This window comes from Aureibaculum sp. 2308TA14-22 (genome assembly GCF_040538665.1).
Classification (GTDB): Bacteria; Bacteroidota; Bacteroidia; order Flavobacteriales; family Flavobacteriaceae; genus Aureibaculum.
This window is the reverse complement of sequence record NZ_JBEWXT010000001.1, coordinates 3,353,918-3,377,578: the sequence shown is the minus strand read 5'-3', so window position 1 is coordinate 3,377,578 and position 23,661 is coordinate 3,353,918. Positions and strand designations below refer to the sequence as shown.

13 protein-coding genes are annotated in these 23,661 nt (G+C 34.9%); 4 read left to right on the top strand and 9 right to left on the bottom strand.

All coding sequences use genetic code 11. The features are described from left to right. The first annotated feature begins 14 nt into the window (after positions 1–14). A complete protein-coding gene (locus tag U5A88_RS15005; protein WP_354207796.1) occupies positions 15–2,612 on the top strand; it encodes a sodium:solute symporter family transporter in 2,598 nt (865 codons plus the stop codon). Between the two features lie 97 nt (positions 2,613–2,709). Here U5A88_RS15005 and U5A88_RS15000 read toward each other — a convergent pair whose 3' ends face one another. Genes U5A88_RS15000 through U5A88_RS14975 form a run of 6 tightly spaced genes read right to left on the bottom strand, consistent with a single transcriptional unit; the run spans position 2,710 to position 11,409 of the window. Further along, positions 2,710–3,849, bottom strand: a complete 1,140-nt coding sequence (locus U5A88_RS15000; RefSeq protein WP_354207794.1) for a sialidase family protein — start codon at positions 3,847–3,849, stop codon at positions 2,710–2,712. Positions 3,850–3,860: 11 nt separating this feature from the next. Further along, positions 3,861–6,485: a family 20 glycosylhydrolase gene (locus tag U5A88_RS14995; protein ID WP_354207793.1), complete on the bottom strand. Its 2,625-nt coding sequence runs from the start codon at positions 6,483–6,485 to the stop codon at positions 3,861–3,863. Then, positions 6,485–8,563, bottom strand: a complete 2,079-nt coding sequence (locus U5A88_RS14990; protein ID WP_354207792.1) for a GDSL-type esterase/lipase family protein — start codon at positions 8,561–8,563, stop codon at positions 6,485–6,487. Before U5A88_RS14990 ends, U5A88_RS14995 begins: the two co-directional genes overlap by 1 nt. 11 nt (positions 8,564–8,574) lie before the next feature. After that, positions 8,575–9,453: a phytanoyl-CoA dioxygenase family protein gene (locus tag U5A88_RS14985; RefSeq protein WP_354207791.1), complete on the bottom strand. Its 879-nt coding sequence runs from the start codon at positions 9,451–9,453 to the stop codon at positions 8,575–8,577. Positions 9,454–9,463: 10 nt separating this feature from the next. Next, positions 9,464–10,237 carry a creatininase family protein gene (locus tag U5A88_RS14980; protein ID WP_354207789.1) on the bottom strand — a complete coding sequence of 258 codons (774 nt, stop codon included), beginning with the start codon at positions 10,235–10,237 and terminating at the stop codon, positions 9,464–9,466. Between the two features lie 5 nt (positions 10,238–10,242). Next, positions 10,243–11,409: an AGE family epimerase/isomerase gene (locus U5A88_RS14975; RefSeq protein ID WP_354207787.1), complete on the bottom strand. Its 1,167-nt coding sequence runs from the start codon at positions 11,407–11,409 to the stop codon at positions 10,243–10,245. Between the two features lie 88 nt (positions 11,410–11,497). Here U5A88_RS14975 and U5A88_RS14970 point away from each other — a divergent pair, with 88 nt between their 5' ends. Beyond that, the gene (locus U5A88_RS14970) at positions 11,498–12,226 is read left to right on the top strand and encodes a FadR/GntR family transcriptional regulator (RefSeq protein WP_354207785.1); all 729 of its coding nucleotides are present in this window, start codon (positions 11,498–11,500) and stop codon (positions 12,224–12,226) included. Positions 12,227–12,259: 33 nt separating this feature from the next. On the opposite strand, the gene U5A88_RS14965 is transcribed toward U5A88_RS14970, so the two are convergent. The 3 genes from U5A88_RS14965 to U5A88_RS14955 form a co-directional block, all read right to left on the bottom strand. Further along, positions 12,260–13,198 (bottom strand): dihydrodipicolinate synthase family protein, encoded by a 939-nt coding sequence (locus U5A88_RS14965; protein WP_354207783.1) that lies wholly within the window; start codon positions 13,196–13,198, stop codon positions 12,260–12,262. 120 nt (positions 13,199–13,318) lie between these two features. Further along, positions 13,319–14,812 carry a RagB/SusD family nutrient uptake outer membrane protein gene (locus tag U5A88_RS14960; RefSeq protein WP_354207781.1) on the bottom strand — a complete coding sequence of 498 codons (1,494 nt, stop codon included), beginning with the start codon at positions 14,810–14,812 and terminating at the stop codon, positions 13,319–13,321. An 11-nt stretch (positions 14,813–14,823) separates the two neighbouring features. Beyond that, on the bottom strand, positions 14,824–18,075 hold the full coding sequence (locus U5A88_RS14955) for a SusC/RagA family TonB-linked outer membrane protein (protein WP_354207779.1): 3,252 nt from the start codon (positions 18,073–18,075) through the stop codon (positions 14,824–14,826). Positions 18,076–18,291: 216 nt separating this feature from the next. On the opposite strand from U5A88_RS14955, the gene U5A88_RS14950 reads away from it, so the two are divergent. Together U5A88_RS14950 and U5A88_RS14945 are read left to right on the top strand one after the other, a co-directional pair. Then, on the top strand, positions 18,292–20,712 hold the full coding sequence (locus U5A88_RS14950) for an alpha/beta hydrolase family protein (protein WP_354207777.1): 2,421 nt from the start codon (positions 18,292–18,294) through the stop codon (positions 20,710–20,712). 68 nt (positions 20,713–20,780) lie between these two features. Then, on the top strand, positions 20,781–23,570 hold the full coding sequence (locus tag U5A88_RS14945; RefSeq protein ID WP_354207775.1) for a triple tyrosine motif-containing protein: 2,790 nt from the start codon (positions 20,781–20,783) through the stop codon (positions 23,568–23,570). Positions 23,571–23,661 lie beyond the last annotated feature (91 nt).

Below are 23,661 nucleotides of genomic sequence, written 5' to 3'. Positions count from 1 at the left end.
TTAACCTGCAAAACATGAGACTAAAAAAAATAGCAGCAATAATTCTTTCTTTTTTGTTCGTTGTTTTGGTTTCTGGGCAAGAACTTCCTAAAATTACAATAACCGATTTACAAGATTTACCAGCAGAGCAAGGCAGTGATGTCTCTTTGGGTTATGCAGGTATGTTGGGTGGTTTGCAAAATGATGTTATTATTGCTGCTGGAGGTGCTAACTTTCCCGAGGCATTACCATGGAAAGGCGGTAAAAAAGTTTGGACCAAGAATATTTATGTTCTTGATGATGGGAAATGGCAACTTTCCGATACTAAATTGCCTATTCCATTAGGTTATTCCGCTTCAGTATCTACTGAAAAAGGCATTTTAAGCATTGGTGGTAATAACGAATCAGGAAATACCGATAACGTGTTATTACTTTCTTATGACAAAGAGAGTAAAAAAGTAAACATTACAGAATACCCATTTTTACCGCAACCACTTGCTTTTGCAACTGCCGAAATTTTTGAAGATTATGTCTATGTTATTGGTGGTAGAAATCCTAAAAAAAGTACCAACTCGTTTTACCGTTTGGACTTGAAAAACCCCAAAAATTGGGAAAAATTAGACAATTTTCCCGGCCCGGCCCGGGCGGTACATACTTCAATTGTTCAAAATACAGGAGATTCTAAAAAAATATTCGTACTTGGAGGTAGAAATGAGACTGCTGGTAAGAAATCTGAAGCACTGAGTTCTTATATTTCGTACGACCTTAACAAACAAACTTGGCAAGAAGAAGGTGATATTTTAATTGATGGCAAACCCAGTGTATTGATGGGTGCTTCAACGGAAGCTTTAGGTTCTATGCATATTCTGGTTTATGGTGGGTCAGACGAAGTTTTGTTTGACAAATTAGAAAATTATGGGTTACAATTAGCCTCTAAGCCCCATGATTCTATCGCAAATAAAATCATTACAGAGAGAAACGAAACCCTAAATAATCATCCTGGGTTTTCAAAAGATATTTTAGCCTATAACACAGTAACTAAACAATGGTTTGTCGATGAAACTCTAGAATCCAAGATACCCGTAACCGCTCTTGCGTTTTCAACCAAAGACGGTTTTACCATAGTCTCGGGAGAGGTTGCTCCGGGTATGAGAACTCCTAAAGTGCAACAATACATCGTTGCCGATGCTGCAGAACCTTTTGGTTTGGTAAATTATATCGTTTTGGCAGCTTATCTTTTAATTTCTTTATTAATTGGTGTTTATTTTGCAAGTAAGCAAAAATCAACGGATGATTATTTTGTGGGTGGCGGCCGTATCCCATGGTGGGCCGCAGGGCTTAGTGTTTTTGGGACTTTATTGAGTGCCATTACGTTTATGGCTATTCCGGCAAAGGCATTTTTAACAGATTGGTCTTATTTTATGTTAAATATGTCTGCTATTTTGATAACTCCAGTTATCGCCCTTGTATTTATTCCGTTTTTTAATAAATTGAAAATTCAAACTGCTTACGAATATCTTGAAGACCGTTTTAATTATGCCGCCAGAGCTTTTGGTAGTTTATCGTTTATTTTATTTCAATTAGGTAGAATCGGAATCGTACTATTATTACCCTCATTGGCCATTTCAATCGTAACCGGTATTCCCGTGGATACCAGTATCATGATAATGGGTGTTTTGTGTATTCTCTATACCACTTTTGGTGGGATAGAAGCCGTAATTTGGACAGATGTGTTACAAGTAATTGTACTACTTGGTGGAAGTGTTTTAGCCGTAATATGGATATTAACGCACACCGAAATGCCCTTTAGCGAAATGGTGACTTTTGCTTCTGAGAATAACAAGTTCAATATGGACAATTTTGATTTTAACTTTACGGATACCACCTTTTGGGTCGTCCTCATTGGTGGATTGGCTTCTGCTTTGGTTACCCAAGGTACCGATCAAACTATAGTGCAACGCTATTTGACAAGTACAGATGTAAAAGATTCTCAAAAAACGTTATATACAAATGCAGTGCTGACCTTACCAGCATCCATTATCTTTTTTGGAATAGGCACCCTACTATTTATTTTTTACACTGAAATGCCAAATAAACTTTCTCCTGCTATTTCAAATAATGATTCTATTTTTCCATGGTATATTGTAAGAGAATTACCCATTGGCGTTTCAGGATTATTAGTTGCTGGAATTTTCTCAGCAGCCATGTCCAGTATCAGTAGTAGTCTTAACTCCGTTTCAACTGCTTATTGTAATGATTTTCATAAGCATTTTAGACCAAAAGTAGCTGATAAACAATTATTAAAAATCGCAAGAATCGCAACCATATCCACAGGTATAATAGGAATGATTTTAGCATTGTGGATGGCAAGTTCCGACATTAAATCACTTTGGGATCAGTTCTATAAATTCCTCGGACTCTTTACAGGTGGACTAGGTGGAATGTTTCTGTTAGGCATGCTTACCAAAAAAGCCAATGCCAAAGGGACAATGATAGGTCTGGTTTTAAGTGCAATTACCATTTTCTACATCAGCAATTATACTGACATTAACTTCTTAATGTATGCCTTTTTTGGGTTGACTTCCTGTTTTGTGTTTGGGTATGTGTTTAGTTTGATGTTTAAAGAGAAGTAAATTACAATCAAACAGATTCCTCGTACCTCGGAATGACAAATTTGAAACTGTCATTCAGAGCGAAGCGAAGAATCTAAAAATTTTAAGTACAAATTGCTTATTTTTCCAACTTATCCTCTCCATCCGTTAACCATTCTAACGAAAAGCTAACAAAAGGGTTTTCTGTATGATTATCCTTTTCAAACAACAACCCTATATCCCCATTTTTAAGCACGGTTAACGTTGAATATGCAGAACTTCCAGGATAAATAGTTTTTCCTTTTGACCAAGTTTTTCCTTCGTCATAACTTATTTTTACGGTCATGTTTTCACGTTTGTCTTTGCTACTGGCATTTGAAAACAACAATCTATTTTTCTTATAACCGTCTTCAATTGAAGTATAGCGGATAATGCTAGCATTACATGCTGGATCAATCAAATCTGTTTGTGCTCTGGTCGTCCAAGTGTTTCCATTATCAGTTGAGGTGTGTACATATCGCATCCCTTCCTTATTATTAACTCTAGCATTTACCATTAAAGTACCATCGACCAATTCTATTATTTTTGATTCATTTGCAGGTTTTAATGGACTGTCAATGAAGAACCAAGTTTTGCCATGGTCGTCACTACCAAAAACATGCATACCACTGTCTAAATTTACCATGCAATGTAATAATCGTCCATCTTTGGTTTGAATACCTCGACCAGAAGTAATAAATTTAAAATCATTATGCCATTCTGGTTTGGCAATTTGTAAAGTAATGTCTTCGGGTTCGCTCCATGTTTTTCCATTATCTGAACTTTTTGTAACATGTAAATAATAAACATTGAGTTCTTTATCTAAGTCCATAAAATTATAGAACATAAAAATTTCATTGGTTATATTATCTACAATCATTGAAGGATCAGAAGCTGATTGCCCATAAGGAAAATCGATTACGCGTTCAATACCTGACCATGTTTTACCATTGTCTGTACTGCGCCTAATAACAATGTTAATTTCTTTACTCCATTTTAAATCACCACAAGAAGGCACACGTTCATCAATAGCGGCGATTAAATCGCCATTTGGAGCGGTAACTAAGGCAGGAATACGATAGCAATTTACGCTATCCGCCATTGAGGTGTTAAATAAATCCGAAAAAACTAATTCTTTACTAAGTTTTTTAGGTTCTTGATTCGTTGCTTCTTTTTGAGCATTACAAGAAATAAGACTTGTACTTGTAATCAATACGGCAAATAGGAGTGTTTTCTTCATAATTTATTAATTTAATTGATGTGATTTTTTAACCTTTTCTTCCAAAACGAATACCCTTTTTCATTCAAATGAAGTCCGTCATGTGTGTATTTTGCTTTTAAATTGCCATTTTTATCTGAAAATGGCTTGTGAATGTTTAAGTAATTGATATTTGTTTTAGATGTTATAATTTTTAATTTTTCGTTTAGTTGTATAATTTTGTCACCATTACTCTTATGACCATTAAACTTATTGCCAACATCGAGGTTTACAGGTAATATGGTTTGCACATAAATGATTGTACTCGGTGATTGCACTTGTATTTCTTCAATTATTTCTCTAATTTTTTCGGCAACATAATTTACCGTTTTTCCTCTCGCTAAATCGTTCGTACCAATCAATAAAAAAACCTTTTTGGGTTTTAGTTTCGTTACCGCTTCTATACGATTCAAAATCCCATCTGTTACGTCACCGCTAATGCCTTGATTGATGGCATTAATAGTTGGAAATAGCTCTTTCCATTTACCGCCATCGGTAATGCTATTTCCTAAAAATATGATTTCATCTTCAGTATCTTTTTCAGTTTCAAACTCTTCTTTTTTATTGTAATAATAGTCTGAGTAAGTTCTTAAAGTAGGGTCAAATTTTAAGTCCAGAACTTCATTTACATTTCCGTTAACATCAATATTTACTGGAACACAGGTAAACATCCATTTCCACGAAGTGCCACCATGCGGAATTTTTATTAAGACCTTATTCCATCCTTTTTTTAGATCTATTTTTGTAGGTTCACGATAAAAATAATCCTCATCAATAAAGGGTATTTCATGGGTGTTTGTTCCCAAACCTGGTTGTTTCCAAACGGGTGGTCCTATTTCTTCATCATTTACCCAAATTTTTGGATTGGTGGTATGCCATTGCCCTTGATCGGGAAAAGGACCTCCTCTTCTGCCTCCAGAACGTGACCATCCTTGAAATCCTATCCAAAAATCTTGTGTTTTATGCTCTGAAGAATAGATGTTGGTATAGGCATAATACGTCCCACTTATTTTATCCGTCAAAGCAGGAAAACCGAAAAAGTGTTTGAAATGAATGGTTGCACCCGCAATATTTTGGGACCACTTGTAAAGTTTATCCCCAATTTTATATGAATTTTTAATTCCATCTTCGACAGGGAACATCCATTCTAAATCTCCTCGATGGTCAAAAGGGCCAATGACTTTCCATTGGATATCTGTTTGCTTAACATATTGGAATTCCTTATCCTTAAAAAATAAGTCTCTATGGGCAATAACTTTACTTTCAAAATCAGCAAAATTTTTAAATTCTTTGCTATCAACTGGCGGTAATTTTGCCCAATATTCAGGATAATCCTTGTCTCTTCCTTTCCAAATAGCATCCGCATAAAAAACGATGGCCGGATACACAGGATTGTGCTTTAAAATATTTCTCTCCTCACTTACTTTATCATCAGGCCAAACGCATAAAATGCCCCCTAATGCCTCGTCATCACCTGTTTTTTGTCTTGTAGGTTGTTGAAAAAATAAACGGCTCATTCCCGCAAAAGGATCAAGGTGATTTACGTAATTAGCTCTAGAATCAATAAAACGATGCCCTTTTCTTGGCGGATGTTGTGCCCATAATTGCCCAATGGATGTAGTATCTTCTTTTATTCTGATACCTTCTTCCCAAACAATAACTTCCCTGTCGTGTTTTTTGAGCAAAGCCATTATGTTTAAAATCAGCTCATTATCAACATATTCGTAGCTGTTTCTGACCTCGTCCGTACCAATGTGAATATACGGTGTAGTTGTAGCATCGGTCAAGCTCAACAATTCTTTAAATAAATCCAAAAGTACGGGTTCTACTTTTTTATCTCGCATGGTTTCAAAACCAAAAGCAGTTCTAAATGCATCAGTATGGCCGGGAATATCAAATTCGGGAATTATAGTGATATGTTTCGCTGCCGCAAAAGTTACGAGTTCTTTAAAATCTTCTTGTGTATAAAAATCGCCTTTTCCGCGTGTAAAAGTAGACTCGTTTTGTAATTGAGGATAGATTTTACTTGCCAATCGCCAAGCGGGATTGTCTGTTAAATGCCAATGAAAAATATTGTATTTGTACACGGCCAAAACTTCAATTTGTTCTTTCAATTGAGCGATGGATTGAAAATTTCTGCCTGTATCGTGCATTAATCCTCTTATTTTAAAGGCAGACCAATCGGTAATGGTAAGGCGTGGGAATATTCCATGACCATTGCCTTGTCTAAAAACTTGTTTTAGCGTTTGAACCGCATAAAACGCTCCTTTGCTTGTCTTTGCAGTTATTGTGATGCCCTCATCAATACTTAATGTATAGGCTTCATCGCTAGTGTTTTCTGCAATTTCTTTGTGGATAAATTTTATTTTTATTCCTTCGCTATCTTGCGATAATCCTTTTACCGTTAAAAAGGATTTTAACAATTCACTTTCAACATCAAAATCACCATTTTCAATGGCAAAAGCTGTAAAATGAGTTTCTGAACTGCCATATTCTATCTGTTGTGGTGTGGGAATTATAGGGTATTTAGCTTCCAACGAATCATAGTCCACCTGAAAAGCATAACTTTTTATTAATCCAACAAGAAATAATATGTAAAACAGCTGTTTTTTATTCATTACTCGACCAAATTTGAAAAAGTGGATGCTGGCAATCCACTTTTATTAGCTAAATTAGCTTCTGTAAATGGTTTATAACCATACCTTACATATCTTGGATTCTTTATTTGAGGATGCCAAACTTCTAAAATATCATGTTTTATTGTGCTTTTAGCTGACTTAAAAACTCTATCTGTACCAGCAATTTCAATATCCTTAACTGGTTTGTTATCCTTTGTTTTTAGACCTTCACCAAATTGAAAATGAACTTCAAGTTTATCGCCAAGTACGTTAACATAATCCAATAATGGCCCAGAAAAGGCGATGTTTTTACCATAAGTTTTGGCTAAAGCAATGTTTGATAATCTTTTACCAACCACCCATTTTTGCGTAGGATGCACGTCTGTTCTGTGCCCAACATCTGAACTTACTGCCATTCCTGTATTAGGAATGGACAACAATCTGCGTTGTGAATCTCGAAAAGCTCCCCAGCCCAATCTTTCCATACTGCTCAATTGCACATAATAAAAAGGCAATTCAGGATTGTTAAACTGTTTCCGCCAATCTTCAACCAACATTTTAAAGAGTTTTTCGTGTAACATGATTTGTTCGGCATTTGATTCTCCTTGATACCAAATTACACCTTTAAAAGGATAATTTTTTATAGGTTCAATCCCTGCATCAAATAAAATAGTCGGTTCGTAAGGGTGTCTAACTCCTTTTTTGTTCTTATCTGCAATATTTTCAACCATTCTATTTGCCACCCAAACATCCGACATGGTATTTAACCATGTATCATTTAGTAAATCAATGCTCTGATGGTCTTGTTCCATGGTACTTCTGCTTATATAGCTTTGTGTTGGAGCACCGCCAACTGCGTTACAAACAATACCGATTGGTATGTTTAACTCTTTTTGTAGATTATACCCAAAAGCATAGGCAACCGCCGAAAAATTCTCAATAATTTCTGTATTTGTGTTTGACCAACCCATTGATTTAAAATAATCTTGAGCATTAATTAAACTCAATTCTTCATGTGTTAATTTTCCTGCTTTTAGTACTTTCGGATCTAAGGAAAACAGGAATAGTCGCTCATTTAACGAATCTATTAACACCGTTTTAGCGTGTTTGGATTGATTGACTCTCCAATCCATATTCGATTGTCCCGAAGCCAACCAAACTTCACCGATATACACTTCGTTTATGGTAATGTCTTCAGATAATTTTGATTGTATCGATAATTTATGCGGCCCTCCTGCTTTCATAACAGGAAAAATAGCTTGCCATTTGCCGTTATCAGGAACTTGAACTAACTTTTTATGTCCGTTAAACGTTATTTTTAAGTCATCATTAGCGTTTGAAATTCCTGAAATTTTAACCGGTTTATTTCGTTGTAAAACCATCTTTTCTCCAAATAAAAGGGGTAATTGTAGGCCGCCAAAATTGCCAGTAATGGCACTGTAGGCCTGTTGGGCAATAATTGCTGCTCCTTTTTTTGTAGGATGTAAATTGTCTGGAAAATATTCTGGAAATAGGTACAATTTTTCATGCAAATCAATTAACTGTACATTGGCGGAATCGGCTATTTTTTCGATTTTAGCTTGAATTTCCTTAAAACTCTCACGCATGCCTTCTTCAAACCAATGATGCCCAGAAAAAGTGGGTGTCATTTTACAAATAATTACTTTGGGTTTTGATGCTAGGTTTTGATAAATGGTAATCATCTCCAAATAATCTGCTACAAATTCATCTTTATGCTCTGGCCAGTTGTTATTTCCCTGATCGTTTAATCCTAAATGAATTATGACAATATTGGGCAAAAACGCTTGTGATTCTTGAAAAACTTCTTTATCCCAATAGGGTTTATGTCCGTTTTTGAGCATGGTAGCACCGTTAAAACCGAAATTTTCAACTTGATAGGTTTCCCCAAGTAGTTGTTGTAATTGAGCGGGATATGAATTTTGTTCACGATTTTCAATTCCCGCACCATAAGTAACGCTATTGCCTATGCAAGCCACTTTTATCGTTTGGGCATTAGACATAACTATTTGTGTAGCAACAAATAGGATGAAAAAACGTAATTTACTGTTAATCTTCATTAAAATTATGTCTAAGAACTATATAGTAATGGGAAAAATTTACCTTCCATTTTTTTGCCTTTTGGTATTATCGGTACTCCCTGTAAAAGTTCATCATTGGTATTACTAATAGTTCCATCTGCAAAGACATTTAAAACAAAAGCTCTTCTACTTATTTCGGACTTGTTTTCATAGGAACCATGAACCATCAAAGGGTGATGAAAGGTAGCATATCCTCTTTTTAATTCAATAGGCACAGGTTCAAACTCTTGTTTTTGTTCTTCTGTTAGATATTTTAAAAGTCCCTCCATGTCTCCAGCAAGTTCAGGGGCCTTCAATAATCCCCATTTATGACTTTTAGGAATGTAATGAAGACATCCATTATCAACAGTTGCATCATCCAGTCCAGTCCAACATGTTAAATGCTGCATGGCAATGGTGCGTGTCCAGTATGAATAATCTTGATGCCAAGCCACTACACCTCCGTGTTTTGCTGGTTTACAAAATAGTTGATCGTGCCAAAAGCGAACGGGTTTATTTTCAAGTAATTGGTGAGCAGCCATAACAAAGGCAGGATTCCATAATACATCATGAAAACCTTTAGCAATACGCCAATGCCCCAAAGAATGAAATAAAACCGAATTAGGATCATTAGATTCATTACTATGATATTCATAAAATAAATGATGTGCTGGATGATTGGGGTTCATGACCTCAACCAATTGTTCATTTAAAAAATCAACCTGATTTTCATCCAGTAATTTAATTCCCGACACATAACCATATTCATGAAAATGAGCAACTTGCTCATCACTTAAGCGGAATTGTTCCCAATCTTCGTGTGATTGGGGCTGTTTGAATAAATCAGTAAGTAACTGATGATAATCTGCTAAATCTTTGATTGTGGGCATAATTTATTTGTTATTGATACATATTTCCTAAATCTGCGTGGTGCAATTCTTCAAAAAAATCCCCTATTGCTTGTGTCGTCACTTTAAAAAAAGTTTCTCCTTTTTCTTTTGTGGATAGTTTTGGATTTCCAACACCTGTGTCTTCAGTTACTGCTGTCCATTGTCTTTGAGCGGAGACCCAACCTTCTTGTAGCCCTTTTAGTTTGAATCTTTTGGCGTTTCCATCACCAGCTTCACTTAATGGCAACACTAATTCAGGTTTTAAAAATAGCATTGCAGAAGTCTCCAGCTCACCTGCATGGTCTCCAGGTTCATCAAAATAGGAGTTGGCATCGGCAGTTTGCCACCAGTTAATTGAACAAATAAATACCTTTGGGAATTCTAGACTTAATTCCCGTATCATTTGCTTAAAATGATTTCCTCCATGAGCATTAACTATAACCAATTTAAAAATTTCATGTTTGTTCAGAACCTGTACAATATCCTTTAAAACAGCATATTGCGTACTTGGATTCATGTTTATACAAAGCGGAACATCTAGTTGCCCAGTATTTACTCCAAAAGGAATTGTTGGCAAAACAATGCTCTTTACCTCTCTTTCCCAAGCCAACTTTGTAGCCTCAATAGCAACGTTTTCTGCTAAAATATTGTCGGTAGCATAAGGTAAATGATAATTGTGTGCTTCTGTTGCTCCCCAAGGTAATACCGCTATAGAATAGGCCTCTTTCTTGACCGTTTTCCAATTGGTTTCTGCTAGCACATAAGGTCTTGGTTCATTAACCATAAAAATTAATTATTTTTATCTAATTCTATTTGTTCAAAAATTTTCCAACACTGATACATGGCACGAGGTATATGAAAACAACCCTTCCATTTTCCTCCTTTTAAATCTAATAAAACTTCACCTTGTCGGTTCAGGTAACCGAACCATTCCCCGTTTTTCGGATCGGAAAAACGGGCCCAAGAGTACTCGTGCACCTTGTTGTACCATTTTTTTATTTCAGGGTTTTTGGTAAGTTGATAGGCTTTAGACAGAGCCACCAAACTCTCCAAATGTACCCACCATAATTTTTGATCCCATTCCAATTGCTGCGGCGGATGGCCTTTAGCATCCAAAAAGTAAAAAATACCACCGTATTTTTTGTCCCAACTATATTCCAAAATATTCAGAATTACCTGTGTAGCTATTTCTATTAAGTTCTTATCATTTCTACGAATCGCTATATCCATCATAAACCACATTGCTTCAATTCCATGACCTGGATTTAATAACCTACCATTAAAACTGTCTTCATGTGAACCATCAGAACGAACAAATTCATAAATAAGCCCAGAATCCTTATCAAGAAACACTTCCATAACCTCTTTAATACTGAAATCGATGGTTTTTTCAACTTCTTCTTTCGGCAAAACTGCTTCCAGCTCCAACACTAAATTGGACAATATCATCGGTAATGAAAACCCTTTTAGAGGTCTTGCGTCTGTAGTTTTTTCATACTGTCCTTTGGGATTGTCTTTCCTTTTCAGAATATTGTAATAGGTTTTTATCGCCAATTGTTTGACCTCATCATCACCAGAGGCCAATGCATACTGACTAAAAGCCATTGCAGCAAAACAATCTGAAAAAATATTATAGGCTTTGACCAAAGGTTTACCGTCTTGAGTAGTTGAAAAATAGAAATCGCCTTTGGCATCTATTCCGTATTTTCTTAAAAAATCAATACCGTTTTTGGCAATGTTGAGCCAATTTTCATTCTTCTCAACATTATTGTACAACATTGAGAATGTCCACGCCTGACGCCCTTGCAGCCACACAAATTTATCGGTATCATAAACATTACCCGTTCTGTCCAAACAAGTGAAATAACCACCGTATAATTGGTCAATGGAATGTTTCTCCCAAAAAGGGATAACATCGTTCAACAAAGTGTCTTTATATAAGAGACTATGATTCATTTTTTATATGTATTACATAATACGAAAATACGAAAAACAAGCTAATTTTTTGAATATTTTTTATACATTTAACCCATAATCACTTTATATGAATACAAAATTAAAAATTGCACCAATAAAAAATATGTCTTTGGTTGATGAAGTTGAGATTCGTGTAATGCAATTTATAAAAGAGAATAAGTTAAAAAGCGGTGACTCCATTCCCAAAGAATTAGAATTTGCTGCGGCATTAGGTGTGAGCAGAACTGTGGTAAGAGAGGCTTTATTAAGATTGAGAACCATTGGTATTATAGATTCTAAAAAGCATAAAGGCATGGTGTTAACCCAGCCTGATATTATAGGAAACTTCGAAAAAGCCATAAAATCGAATTTGTTGGGCGAGGAAACACTAAAAGATATTTTTGAGTTACGACTTATATTGGAGATGGGGATGGCAGATTTGCTGTTTGCCCGTAAAACGGAAAAGGATATTGAAAAATTGGAAAAAATAGTATCAAATGAAGAAGGGCTTCAGCGTGATTCCACTATTTTTACGTTAGATCTGGAAATTGCTTTTCATGGAAAGCTTTATGAGATTTCGGGAAATTCTACCTTAAAACGCTTTCAGGATCTTTTGTTGCCGGTTTTCCGTTACGTGCACGAAAATATGTTACAGAATGCAGGGAATTTTCAATATTCTTCAGGTAAATTTATAACCCATAGAGATATCTTAAACGAACTGATTAAAGGTACGCCCGAAACTTTTAGAATTGCAATGCGACAACATTTAGAGCCACATTTTGAGAGGGTACTGAATGTAGTTCGGAGTTCTGGTTGATGAGTTTGGAGTTTTTTTACAAATCTTAGTGAATCAAATTTTCGAATTTGGAGTAATGAGTTCGGAGTTTTTGCTAAAAAGATCATCAAATCCAATCGCGTCCAACTCCTTTTGAATTCCGACATAATCAGTATCTGTTAAAGTAGTATGAGGGTACCTGCTTGGGCCACAATCGATGCCCAGCGTTTTCATAAAACCTTTGGCCACACCGTTAAATCCGCCATAACTGTCCAAAAGGGTAACAAATCGAACAGCTTTTTTCTGCAACTCTTTTGCTTTAGAGTGTTTGTTGCTCGCTACAAGTTCCGAAATTTTGTAATACAGCGGAGCAAGGTGGTTATAGGTACTACCTACCCATCCTTTGGCTTCGAACGCTCTACTTTCGTAGTTCTTTTCATCAACCCCAAAAAGGATGTTGTATTTGCCATTGTTATAATTAGCACAGTTTTGGTAGGCTTGGAGATTATCCTCAGTAAATTTGATGCCGGCGAAATTCGGTATCAATTTTTCTACCAGTTGTAAAAACTCAACCATATCAAAATCAACTCCGGTCAATACTGGAATATGATAATAATAAAATGGCAAATGAGGAGCTTCCTTCGCTATTTCTTCACAGTAAAAGACTAAACTTTGTAGTGTCTTTGGTTTAAAGTAAAATGGTGCAAGTGCGGCAATGGCATCTACTTTATCTGATGAGTGTTCTGTCAGTTCCTTTGCAACCTTTAAACTAGTATGGCCTACATGATTAATCAATGTAAAATCATCAGAACGGTATTTTGACCATTCTTCGACAATCAGTTTCCTTTCTTGAACGGTTAATGATACAAAATCGCCAGTAGAACCATTTACAAAAGCACCAGCTATGCTGTTGTTTTTTAAAAACGCCTTATAAGAAGCGATAACCTCTAAATTTAGCGATTGGTCTTTGTTCATAGGAGCATACGTTGCCGCTATAAGATTTTTGATTTGCATAAAAATTAGGTTAAATTTAAAAGAGAGTTGTTGTGGCGACAACTCTCTTTTATAAACTGTATATTAAAAAATACAGTTGCAAAACTAACTCAAATTATATTATATAAAAAATTTACTCATTTACCACCCTGTTGTTTGATCTAATGAAGGGTTTCTACCTATCATAGTATTAGAAATTGGCAACAACAATTTAAACTCATCACCCGCATTTAAAAATGGCACTTCGTCAATCACAAATCCGTTGCCTGCTCTACGTAAATCCCACCAGCGTTTGCCCTCACCAATAAATTCTTTATAACGCTCGTTCAAAATAGCATTGGCATTGGCGGTTTGAGAACCATTAGTATATTCATGCGTTGCCACTACGTAATTTGCACCATAGGCTCTCATTCTAACAGCATTAATTTCACCTGAAGGATCTTCGCCCAACAAATTTTTTGCTTCGGCAATCATTAACAATACATCCGCATATCTATAAATAGGTGTATTACTATCAAATATTCGCTCAGAACCATCAACACGACCTAAGAACTTATTAAAAATAGAACCAAAATAGGTAGGTTCGTTATAGGTAGGGTAACCATTGCCATCAGTATATAACCTTATAAAGGTTGCATCTTTTCGGCTATCGTCATTATCATCTAGTAATAAAATAGTCTTTTCAGATTGTCCGTAACGGTTAGCACCGGCTATAATAAAATCTGACATTGAATTACCGTCCTCATCAAACTGAGGGTTAATTTCCGTACTTCTTCCTGTTAAGCTGTTGTAAAGGTTTGAGGCCTCATCTTGTGCATAATCCAAAGCAAAAATAAACTCGCTATTGCCCTCATTGGATGCACCCCAAAGGTCATTAAATGTCGGTGCTAGTTCAAAACCTAATCCTCCTATTTGCTCCAATGCCGTTTTTGCAGTGGTAAAATCGGCTGCTCCACCGCCCATCATGTTACCGGACCAAATAAAAACATCTCCTTTTAACGCCAATGTTGCCGCTTTAGACCAAAAAACATTACCTCCATCAAAAAAACCTTCATTTGTTCCAAAAGCATTTAAAGAAGCTTCTATATCAGATTTTATCAATGTAATTACTTCACTTTGCGGAGACCTTGGTTTACTTAAAGAAGAGGGGTCAACATCAGTCAATGGTTCTAAAATAATGGGTACATCTCCCCAAGTCTTTAACAAAGTGTAATAATATAACGCTCTTATGCCATAGGCTTGACCTAACATGTGACTCTTATCATCTTCGTTTACAAATGTAACATTGGGTACGTTTATTAAGAAATCATTTACTCTATGAATATTTGAATACAGTCCAGCCCAACCTGAAAAAGGGGCTGTTGAAACTGTTATATTAGATTCTATCAGCGACTCGTTTGCTGGTGATTCATAGGTGCGACCACCCCAAATATCACTTCTCATTTCTCCTAATAGCCAAAAGGCACCATATGACCCTCTTAAATCTCCGTACAAGCCTGTATGTGCAGTTCTTGCACCAGTTTCAGTGTCCCAAAATCCTGATGCAGTTAACGAACTAGGGCTTGTTAAATCCAATTCACTTTCGCATGAACTGAATAATACTAAAGCTGTAATTATGTAAATATATTTTTTCATTTTCTTAAAATTTAAAATGTTAAGTTAAGTCCAACAGTATAAGTCTTTGGTACCGGAAAAGTTCCATATTGTACTCCACCCTCTTCTGGAGAATCTCCAGAAAAGCCTTTAAAATAGTGTAAATTAGTACCTGTTAAATAAACACTTAGATTCTGTATTTTGTCTTTAAAAATATTAGTTGGCAAATCGTAGCTCAAGGTTACCTCTCTTAACGCTAGATAGTCTCCTTTTTCCCAGAACTTGTTGTTACCGGCTGCTTGTAGACTTCCTCTACCTTCACTACCTCTCCAAACATTTTTAGCACCATTTACAAATACAAAACGTGGTAGGTCTGCATCTGTATTGGTAGGTGTCCATGAATCTAACACTTCAATAGGTTGAGCCAAATTACCCTGAGTTTGTCCATATCCCTTGTTCTTAATATGGTTCCACACCAAATGACCCGTAGCAAAATCCGTTTTAACGAATAAATTGAATCTTTTATAGTTTAGGTTGGTAAACAAACCACCAACGAAGTCTGGTGTTGTTCTACCAATCACTTCTCTGTCTGAACCATTAATAATACCATCGTTATTTACATCTTTCCATTTTACATCTCCTGCCCATCGTTGATTTCGACTAAATCCAGGCATCAATTCATCGGTAATTCCATTGTCGGCATCGGCTTGAGCTTGGGTATCGTAAATATCCTCTTGAATGAAGGCGACAATCAAGTCACCACCGTAACGTTTGCCTTCTTGTAGACCGCCTACCCATTCGTCCTGTCCCGTTTCAGAGTTCCAAATAAGGTTACCACCTTGACGGTTAAAATCATTATCATTCTCTGGTAGTTTTACCACATAATTTCTGTTTTGTGTAAATGTTGCCCCTACATTCCAGTTCAAATCGTCGGTTTTAATAACATCACCATTTATCTCTAATTCAAAACCTTTGTTTCTATAGGTACCGTTATTGGTCAATATTCCACTAAAACCTGTATAAAACGGAAGTGTTAGCGTGGCTAATTTATCCTTTATATCCCTTGAATAAACATCTGCTATAAAACTCAATCTATCATTAAATAAAGATAGGTCTAAACCAAAGTTTAACGTAGTCGCTTTTTCCCATTTAAGGTCTAAGGTAGGTAAGCTTGTATTACCATAACCTGTTTGTCCGTTATAGACTCCTCTACTTCCGTAAGAACCAAAAACACCATAGTTACTCAATACATCTTGATTACCGTTAACACCATAACTTATTCTTGGTTTTAGTTTGGAAATGGTATTGCTTAAGGATGAATTTTCAAAGAATTTTTCGTTATGTGCATTCCATCCAAAAGAAACTCCTGGGAAGAAGCCGAATTTGTTATTCCCTAATCTTGATGAACCATCATATCTGTAGGTAAGACTGACTAGGTATCTATCGTTAAAATCATATAGTAACCTACCAAAAGTAGAAGTTATTACATATTCCGATTCAGAACTTGTAGGAACACCATCTGCCTCTGGTGCAGCATTTAAGGTCTGTATTAAATCCGTTGGGGAATTTCTTGTCCCTGCGGAAGAAAAGAAGCCGTTATTCTTGTAATATTCAGCACCTATCAAAACATTTACATTATGATCTCCGAACTTTTTAATATAATTTAAGGTTCCTGTTAATTGATTTCTTAACGTTCTATTGAGATCAACGCTTGCCTGACGAGCAGTTCTTAAAGGTCCCGTGGTACTTCCTACTCTATATGCTTTGTTAAAGTTCTCGTTATGGTTATTAATTGTAAAATGGCTTCCCGTTAACGCAAAGGTTAAATCATCAAGAATATTCCATTCAATACCAACAGTAGCAGATAAGCGTTGTTCTAAATTCTTTCTGATAAATTTATCTTGATAATATAATGGGTTACCAAAACCTTGGTTTTGCCCAACAGCATAAACATCTGAAAAAGTACCGTCTTCATTACTATCATACGTTCTAGCAGTAGATGCTTGCCCCTGAAACCTTCTAAACACGGTATTATCACTACCTAAAGGACTTCTACTTAAGTTAGAGTGAGTATATAGAATAGTTGAATTTACTTTAAAATTCTCTTTGATATTGTAAGAACCACTAAACTTACCTGAGTAACGTTTAAAACCTGAACCTAAAATGAGTCCGTCATTATCCAAAGCTCCTAAACCTAAATAATACGTACCTTTTTCATTACCGCCGTCAAATGATATATAGTGATCTTTTGATAAGCTTTCTTGGTAAATTCGATCTCCGACATCTTTATTATCAAAAAACAAAATTTCTTGACTCGGATCTAAAATATCGGGAATCGATTTCCAACCGGGTTGATTCAATAAATATTGATTGTCAGGAGTTAGCAATTGCGTAGTAAAAGGGTCATTGGTTGTATTGTTGCCCGTTGCCGCACTATGGTTTCCATTTAAAAAAGCACCAAATGCACCGGGATTGTTCGTGACCTCTCTAAACCATGCTATAGATTGTCTATTGTAATTGATATGGTCTTCAGCACCAATATATTTTTGATCGTCCCTTTCTTTGTTTGAACTATATCTGAATTTATAGTTTACTGAGCTTTTACCTACTTTACCCGTTTTGGTGGTCACTAAAATAACACCATTAGCAGATCTTGCACCATAAATAGCGGTTGCTGCCGCATCTTTTAAAACCTCAATAGATTCGATATCATCAGAATTTAATCCATAAAATGAACTTGGAATACCATCTACTAAAATTAACGGTGCGTCATTTCCAAAATTGGTACCACCACGCAAAATAATTTGCGGTGTAGAACCTGGTTGACCCGTAGTATTGGTAACCCTTAGACCAGCAACCGTTCCTTGAAGGGCAGAACCAACGTTTGATCGGGTTGAAGTTTCTAAAATTCTTGTGTCCAATTTTGAAATAGAAGTAGTTAAGGTAGCTCTTGTTTGCTTACCATAACCAGTAATAACTACTTCAGTTAACACATTAACATCTTCTGCCAATGCTACGCTGATTACATTCTCAGCTCCAACAGTTGCTTCTTGTGTGGTATATCCAACAAAACTAAATACAAGAATATCACCTGTATTCGCTTCAATGGAGTAATTACCATCAAAATCAGTTGTTTCACCTGTACTTGTCCCTTTAATCTGCACAGTTGCCCCTGGTAGTGGTTGACTGTCGCTTGCCGAAGTTACAGTTCCAGTAATTGTTTTTGTTTGTCCATAAGTACTTAAGGGCAGACATAAAAACAATAGCAATATCATCGAAATGATATAATAGTTTTTGTTTCTCATACTAATAAAATTTAATTGAGTTAGTGAAATTTGTATTATATATTATGTATAACATAATGCAATATTATAAAATATTTTTTATTTAGCCATCTTTATGAGAGATATTTTTAAAACATGATTAAATAAAATCAGCATCCCATAGTTTAAAAATTGATTAATTCTTCCTAAATTGCTGAACATTATTCACTTTTATATCTAATCACTAATACTGTCGCCATGAAATCAATAATTTATGCTTTCCTATTCCTTTTTATTCTAAGTACAAACGCCCAAGTAAATGTTACCTATCAAAAACCATCTAAAGAAATTTTAGATTTGGTTGATGTGCCATTGGCTCCATCCGTTAGAATGGACGATAAAAAAACTGTTATGATTTTTCTTTATAGAGATGCTTTTAAAACTATTGCTGAGCTTTCTGAAGATGAAATGCGTTTGGGCGGATTGCGTATAAACCCAAAAACCAATATTGGTAGTAGAACTAACTATTATAACAATATTAAAATGAAAAGTTTGGGCAGTAAAAAAGCAGAATTGATGCAAGTATCTGGTTTACCTGAAAATCCAAGAATAGCGAATTTAAGTTGGAGTCCAGATCAAAAAAAGATGGCCTTTACACAAACTTCTCCAGAAGGCGTTGAATTATGGGTAATTGATATCTTAAATGCGAGTGCCAAAAAATTAACAGACGCTAATATCAATGCCAATATGCGAGATGTTATAAACTGGTTCGAGGACAGTGAGCATATCTTGGTAAAAATGCTATCAGAAGATAGAAAGGACTTAATAAATACAGCTGAAGCAGTACCTGATGGACCCACAGTTTCTGTAAATGATGGTAAAAAAGCACAAAACAGAACCTATCAAGATTTATTAAAAAACCCGAATGATGAACATAATTTTGAACAGTTAGCGTTGTCGGAATTGCATAAAGTTTCTTTAAATGGAACTTCACTAAAATGGTTGGAAACGGCAATGTACGGATCCATAACTTTTTCTCCTGACGGTAATTATGTTATGGTAAATACTATTGAAAAACCCTTTTCATATATAGTAACCTATCGTCGTTTTCCCTCTAAAACTAAGATTTATGCCAAAAATGGGATGGAAATAGCTATAGTGTTGGAATCTCCCTTATTGGAAGACTTGCCCCAAGGTTTTATGGCAACCGAAAAAGGTAGAAGAAACTTGAGTTGGCGTACCGATAAACCGGCAACACTCATTTATGCCAAAGCATTGGATGGTGGAGACCCAGAAAATAAAGTCGATTTTAGAGACGAGGTCTTTCAGCTGGAAGCTCCGTTTAAAGGAGATGGGCAATCCATTTTAAAAACAATAAATAGGTATTCTGGCATACAATGGGCAAATGACAATATGGCTATAGCTTACGATTATTGGTGGAATACCAGAAACACCAAAACATATACATTTAATCCGTCTGATGCCAGTCAAAAACCTATTGTTATTAATGATAGGAATTACCAAGATGTTTATGCAAATCCAGGCTCTTTTATTACTAAAAGAAACGACATGGGCAGTTATGTACTGGCTCTAGATAAGAGAAATAATGCTTATTTAATTGGGAGGGGGTTTTCTGAAAAAGGACAGTTTCCTTTTGTGGATAGAATGAATTTAAAAAGTAAAACCAAACAACGTTTATATCAGTCTAAATATACCAATAAATTGGAAAATTTGAACGATTATGACGTGGATAAAAACCAATTATTAGTTAGGATAGAATCCCCAAGTGAATACCCAAATTATTATTTCAGAAGTGTCAGAAATAAAAAATTAACACAATTAACCTCTTTTGAAAATCCGTTTAAAGCTATTCAAGATGTACACAAAGAAGTGATTACCTATAAGCGTGATGATGGACTGGAGCTTTCAGGTACGTTATATTTACCAGTAGGATATGACAAAGAGAAAAAAGATAAAATGCCGATGATTCTATGGGCTTACCCTAGAGAATTTAAAGATAAAAGTAGTGCTTCACAAAACACCAGTAACCCCAACGGGTTTATTGCACCCTATTGGGGTTCGCCAATTTATTGGGTAAATAAGGGTTATGTGGTGTTGGACGATGCCGCTTTTCCGATTGTAGGTGAAGGTGATGAACAACCTAATGATACTTTTAGAAAACAATTGGTGGCAAATGCCAAAGCTGCCATTGATGCTGTTGACAAGTTAGGGTATATTGATAGAAATCGTGTTGGTGTAGGCGGACATAGTTATGGAGCTTTTATGGTTGCCAATTTATTATCTCATAGCGATCTATTCGCCGCAGGAATTGCAAGAAGTGGTGCATATAACCGTACGTTAACACCGTTCGGGTTTCAAAGTGAAGAACGTAATTATTGGGAAGCTCCTGATGTTTATTACACCATGTCGCCGTTTATGCATGCGGAAAAAATGAAAACGCCTTTATTGTTAACTCATGGTGCTGCAGATAACAATTCAGGAACTTATCCACTACAAAGCGAACGCTATTTCAACGCATTAAAAGGTCTAGGAGCAACAGTAAGATTGGTAATGTTACCTAAAGAAAGTCATGGTTATAGAGCTAAAGAAAGTATTTTGCACTTGCTTTGGGAACAAGACCAATGGTTGGAGAAATACGTGAAGAATAAGGCAGAGTAAGTCGAGATAAAAAGGTACAAGTTTAGAATTTCAAAAATAGGAGCAAGAATTATTGCATATTCCATACCATGATTAGATTGATCGCATTTATATTTTCTTTATGTATTGCTCAGTCAATTATTGCACAAGAAATACCTCCGCTTAAATCCTTTTTACCTAGTGATTATTTAGCAGATAATCAAAACTGGTCTATATCTCAAGATAAATCAGGAATAATTTATGTTGCAAATAGTGCGGGTTTATTAACCTATAACGGTGCATCATGGAAGTTATATAATACGCCAAATGCCTCTGCGATGCGTTCGGTAAAAGTAATTAATAATCGAATATATGTAGGTTCTTATATGGAGTTTGGATATTATGAGAAAAATGAACTTGGAGAGCTTGAATTTACAAAACTCAGTGAAACAATTCAAAATGACATCATTGAAGATGAAGAATTTTGGCAAATAGAACATTATAAAGATTGGATATTATTCAGATCAAGACGGCGAATTTATTTTTATAATCTAAAAAGTAAAAAGTATAGATACCAGACCGTAAATAATTCACTTAATAGCCTGTCCGTTTTTGATAATCAAGTTTATTTTCATGTATCGAGGGAAGGTATTTATACCCTACAAGAAGGGCAAGAAAAGTTAGTCATATCTGACGCTTTGATTAATAGTAAAAGCGTAATCAACTTATTTAAGCTTCAAAATAATTTAGTTGCTGTTACCGATAATGGTATTTTTAAAATTGGTAAAAATGATAATAAACCGCTTAACGAGCAACTAAATAGTATTTTCGAAAATACGACGATTTACTCAGCAATTCAATTAAATGATGGACGTATGGCTCTTGGAACAGTTTCTAATGGACTAATGATCGTAGATTCTGACGGTAATATAACAGATCATATAAAGCAAGAAAATGGATTAACCAATAATACGATACTTTCTCTATTTCAAGACAGTAGCAATACAATATGGCTAGGTACAGATTATGGTATCAACTACATTAATGTAAATACTTCCTTAAAAATTTTTAACGATAGGAGGGGTAAAATAGGTACTGTTTATGATGCTATTAAGTACAATCAGTATATTTATTTAGGTAGTAATCAGGGGTTGTTTTATAAGAGTGATAATAGTTTAGATGAATACGAAATTATTCCAAATACTTCTGGACAAGTTTGGACTCTATTTGAATATAATGGAACATTATTTTGTGGTCATAATTCGGGCACGTTTATTATAAAAGACAGTAAAGCCATTAAAATTGCAGATGTTTTGGGAAGTTGGCTTTTTAGGAAAGTACCTAATCATCCTGAATTGTTGTTACAGGGCAATTATGATGGAATTCATGTTCTCAAAAGAATTGACGGCAATTGGGTATATCAACATAAATTAAAAGGATTCGATTTTTCAAGTCAATATTTTGAATTTGCGGATAATAAAATTATTGTAAACCATGAATATAAAGGTGTATTTGAACTTAAGTTTAACTCAAATTTTACTGAGTTTACAAACATCAAAAAATTTGATAGCCTTATTTCATATCAAAATTCGGGATTAAGTAAATATAAAGATCAAATCTTTTATACAAGTAAACATGGCTTTTTTAAATATAATACTGAAACCATGGAATTTATAAGAAATGATTCTATTTCTAAATTTATAAACGATGATTTTGTTTCGGGTAGAATGACCGTAAATGAGGACGGAATTTGGCTCTTTGGTAAGGACAATCTCATAAATTTAAAGCAAGGTCAACTCAGCAATCAATTAGAACTTAAAAAGGTACCATTTCCGATGACACTTTTTTCTTCTATGAAAGGATTTCAAAAATTGACCAAAATTGATGCTAATAATTACTTGGTGGGATCATCTAATGGGTTTACATTAATTGATGTAAATCATGAAAATAATCAGGAATTCGAGGTCATAATTAATGAAATTGAAAATTATAATATTCAGAATGATTTTATTTCAAAAATTGCACACAGCGAAGACCAAGTATTTAAATACAATACCAACGGCTTTGAAATCAATTATGCTGCACCATTTTACAACGCTATGTATCCTGTTCTTTACCAAACCCGTTTATTAGGGAGAGGAGATAATTGGTCGGATTGGTCAGCAGATCATAAAACCGTTTATCAAAATTTACCTGACGGAGATTATACTTTTGAAGTAAGAGCTAAAGTAGGAGAAATGGAATCAAACAATATTGCGACATTTACTTTTAGAATTGATAAACCATGGTATCGTTCAGCGATGGCCTATGTAATTTATGCTCTATCAATATTGTTTTTGGGCTTTTTTGTTCACTTAAATTATAAACGGTATTACAAGAGGCAACGTCAATTATTGTTAGAACGCAACAAGCGTGTTTTAGCCTTAAAAGAACTAAAAGCCAAAGAGCAACTAATGAATATCGAAAAAGAGCAATTGCAAAAAGATATTGACTTTAAAAATAAAGAATTGGCCATTTCGACTATGAGTATTATTAAAAAGAATGAAATATTAAGTAGCATTAAAAAGGAATTACTAATTAAAAATTCCGAAAAAGCAAAGACCGAAGTTATAAAGATTATCAATAAGAACATCAATAATAATAAAGATTGGGAATTTTTAGAAGAAGCATTTAACAATGCAGACAAAGATTTCTTAAAAAAAATAAAAAATATTCATCCCGATTTAACTCCAAATGACTTAAGATTTTGTGCCTATTTAAGGCTGAATTTATCCTCTAAAGAAATAGCTCCATTACTTAATATTTCGGTAAGAAGTGTAGAAATTAAAAGGTACCGTTTACGCAAAAAATTAAACTTATCTCATGAAGATAGCTTAATTAACTACATTTTAGAGATCTAGACACTACATCATTTGGCATTATTACCTCAACATTACCTCAACATTAACATATCTTTATAATTTTATTTTATACTTTTTAAGATTTTCCAAA

Bases quoted from the DNA above. Each gene is read 5' to 3' on its own strand.
- U5A88_RS14990 (WP_354207792.1), bottom strand. From the start codon at position 8,563: ATGAAGATTAACAGTAAATTACGTTTTTTCATCCTATTTGTTGCTACA.
- U5A88_RS14970 (WP_354207785.1), top strand. From the start codon at position 11,498: ATGAATACAAAATTAAAAATTGCACCAATAAAAAATATGTCTTTGGTT.
- U5A88_RS14960 (WP_354207781.1), bottom strand. From the start codon at position 14,812: ATGAAAAAATATATTTACATAATTACAGCTTTAGTATTATTCAGTTCA.
- U5A88_RS14945 (WP_354207775.1), top strand. From the start codon at position 20,781: ATGATTAGATTGATCGCATTTATATTTTCTTTATGTATTGCTCAGTCA.
- U5A88_RS14975 (WP_354207787.1), bottom strand. From the start codon at position 11,409: ATGAATCATAGTCTCTTATATAAAGACACTTTGTTGAACGATGTTATC.
- U5A88_RS14980 (WP_354207789.1), bottom strand. From the start codon at position 10,237: ATGGTTAATGAACCAAGACCTTATGTGCTAGCAGAAACCAATTGGAAA.
- U5A88_RS14995 (WP_354207793.1), bottom strand. From the start codon at position 6,485: ATGAATAAAAAACAGCTGTTTTACATATTATTTCTTGTTGGATTAATA.
- U5A88_RS14950 (WP_354207777.1), top strand. From the start codon at position 18,292: ATGAAATCAATAATTTATGCTTTCCTATTCCTTTTTATTCTAAGTACA.
- U5A88_RS15005 (WP_354207796.1), top strand. From the start codon at position 15: ATGAGACTAAAAAAAATAGCAGCAATAATTCTTTCTTTTTTGTTCGTT.
- U5A88_RS14965 (WP_354207783.1), bottom strand. From the start codon at position 13,198: ATGCAAATCAAAAATCTTATAGCGGCAACGTATGCTCCTATGAACAAA.
- U5A88_RS14955 (WP_354207779.1), bottom strand. From the start codon at position 18,075: ATGAGAAACAAAAACTATTATATCATTTCGATGATATTGCTATTGTTT.
- U5A88_RS14985 (WP_354207791.1), bottom strand. From the start codon at position 9,453: ATGCCCACAATCAAAGATTTAGCAGATTATCATCAGTTACTTACTGAT.
- U5A88_RS15000 (WP_354207794.1), bottom strand. From the start codon at position 3,849: ATGAAGAAAACACTCCTATTTGCCGTATTGATTACAAGTACAAGTCTT.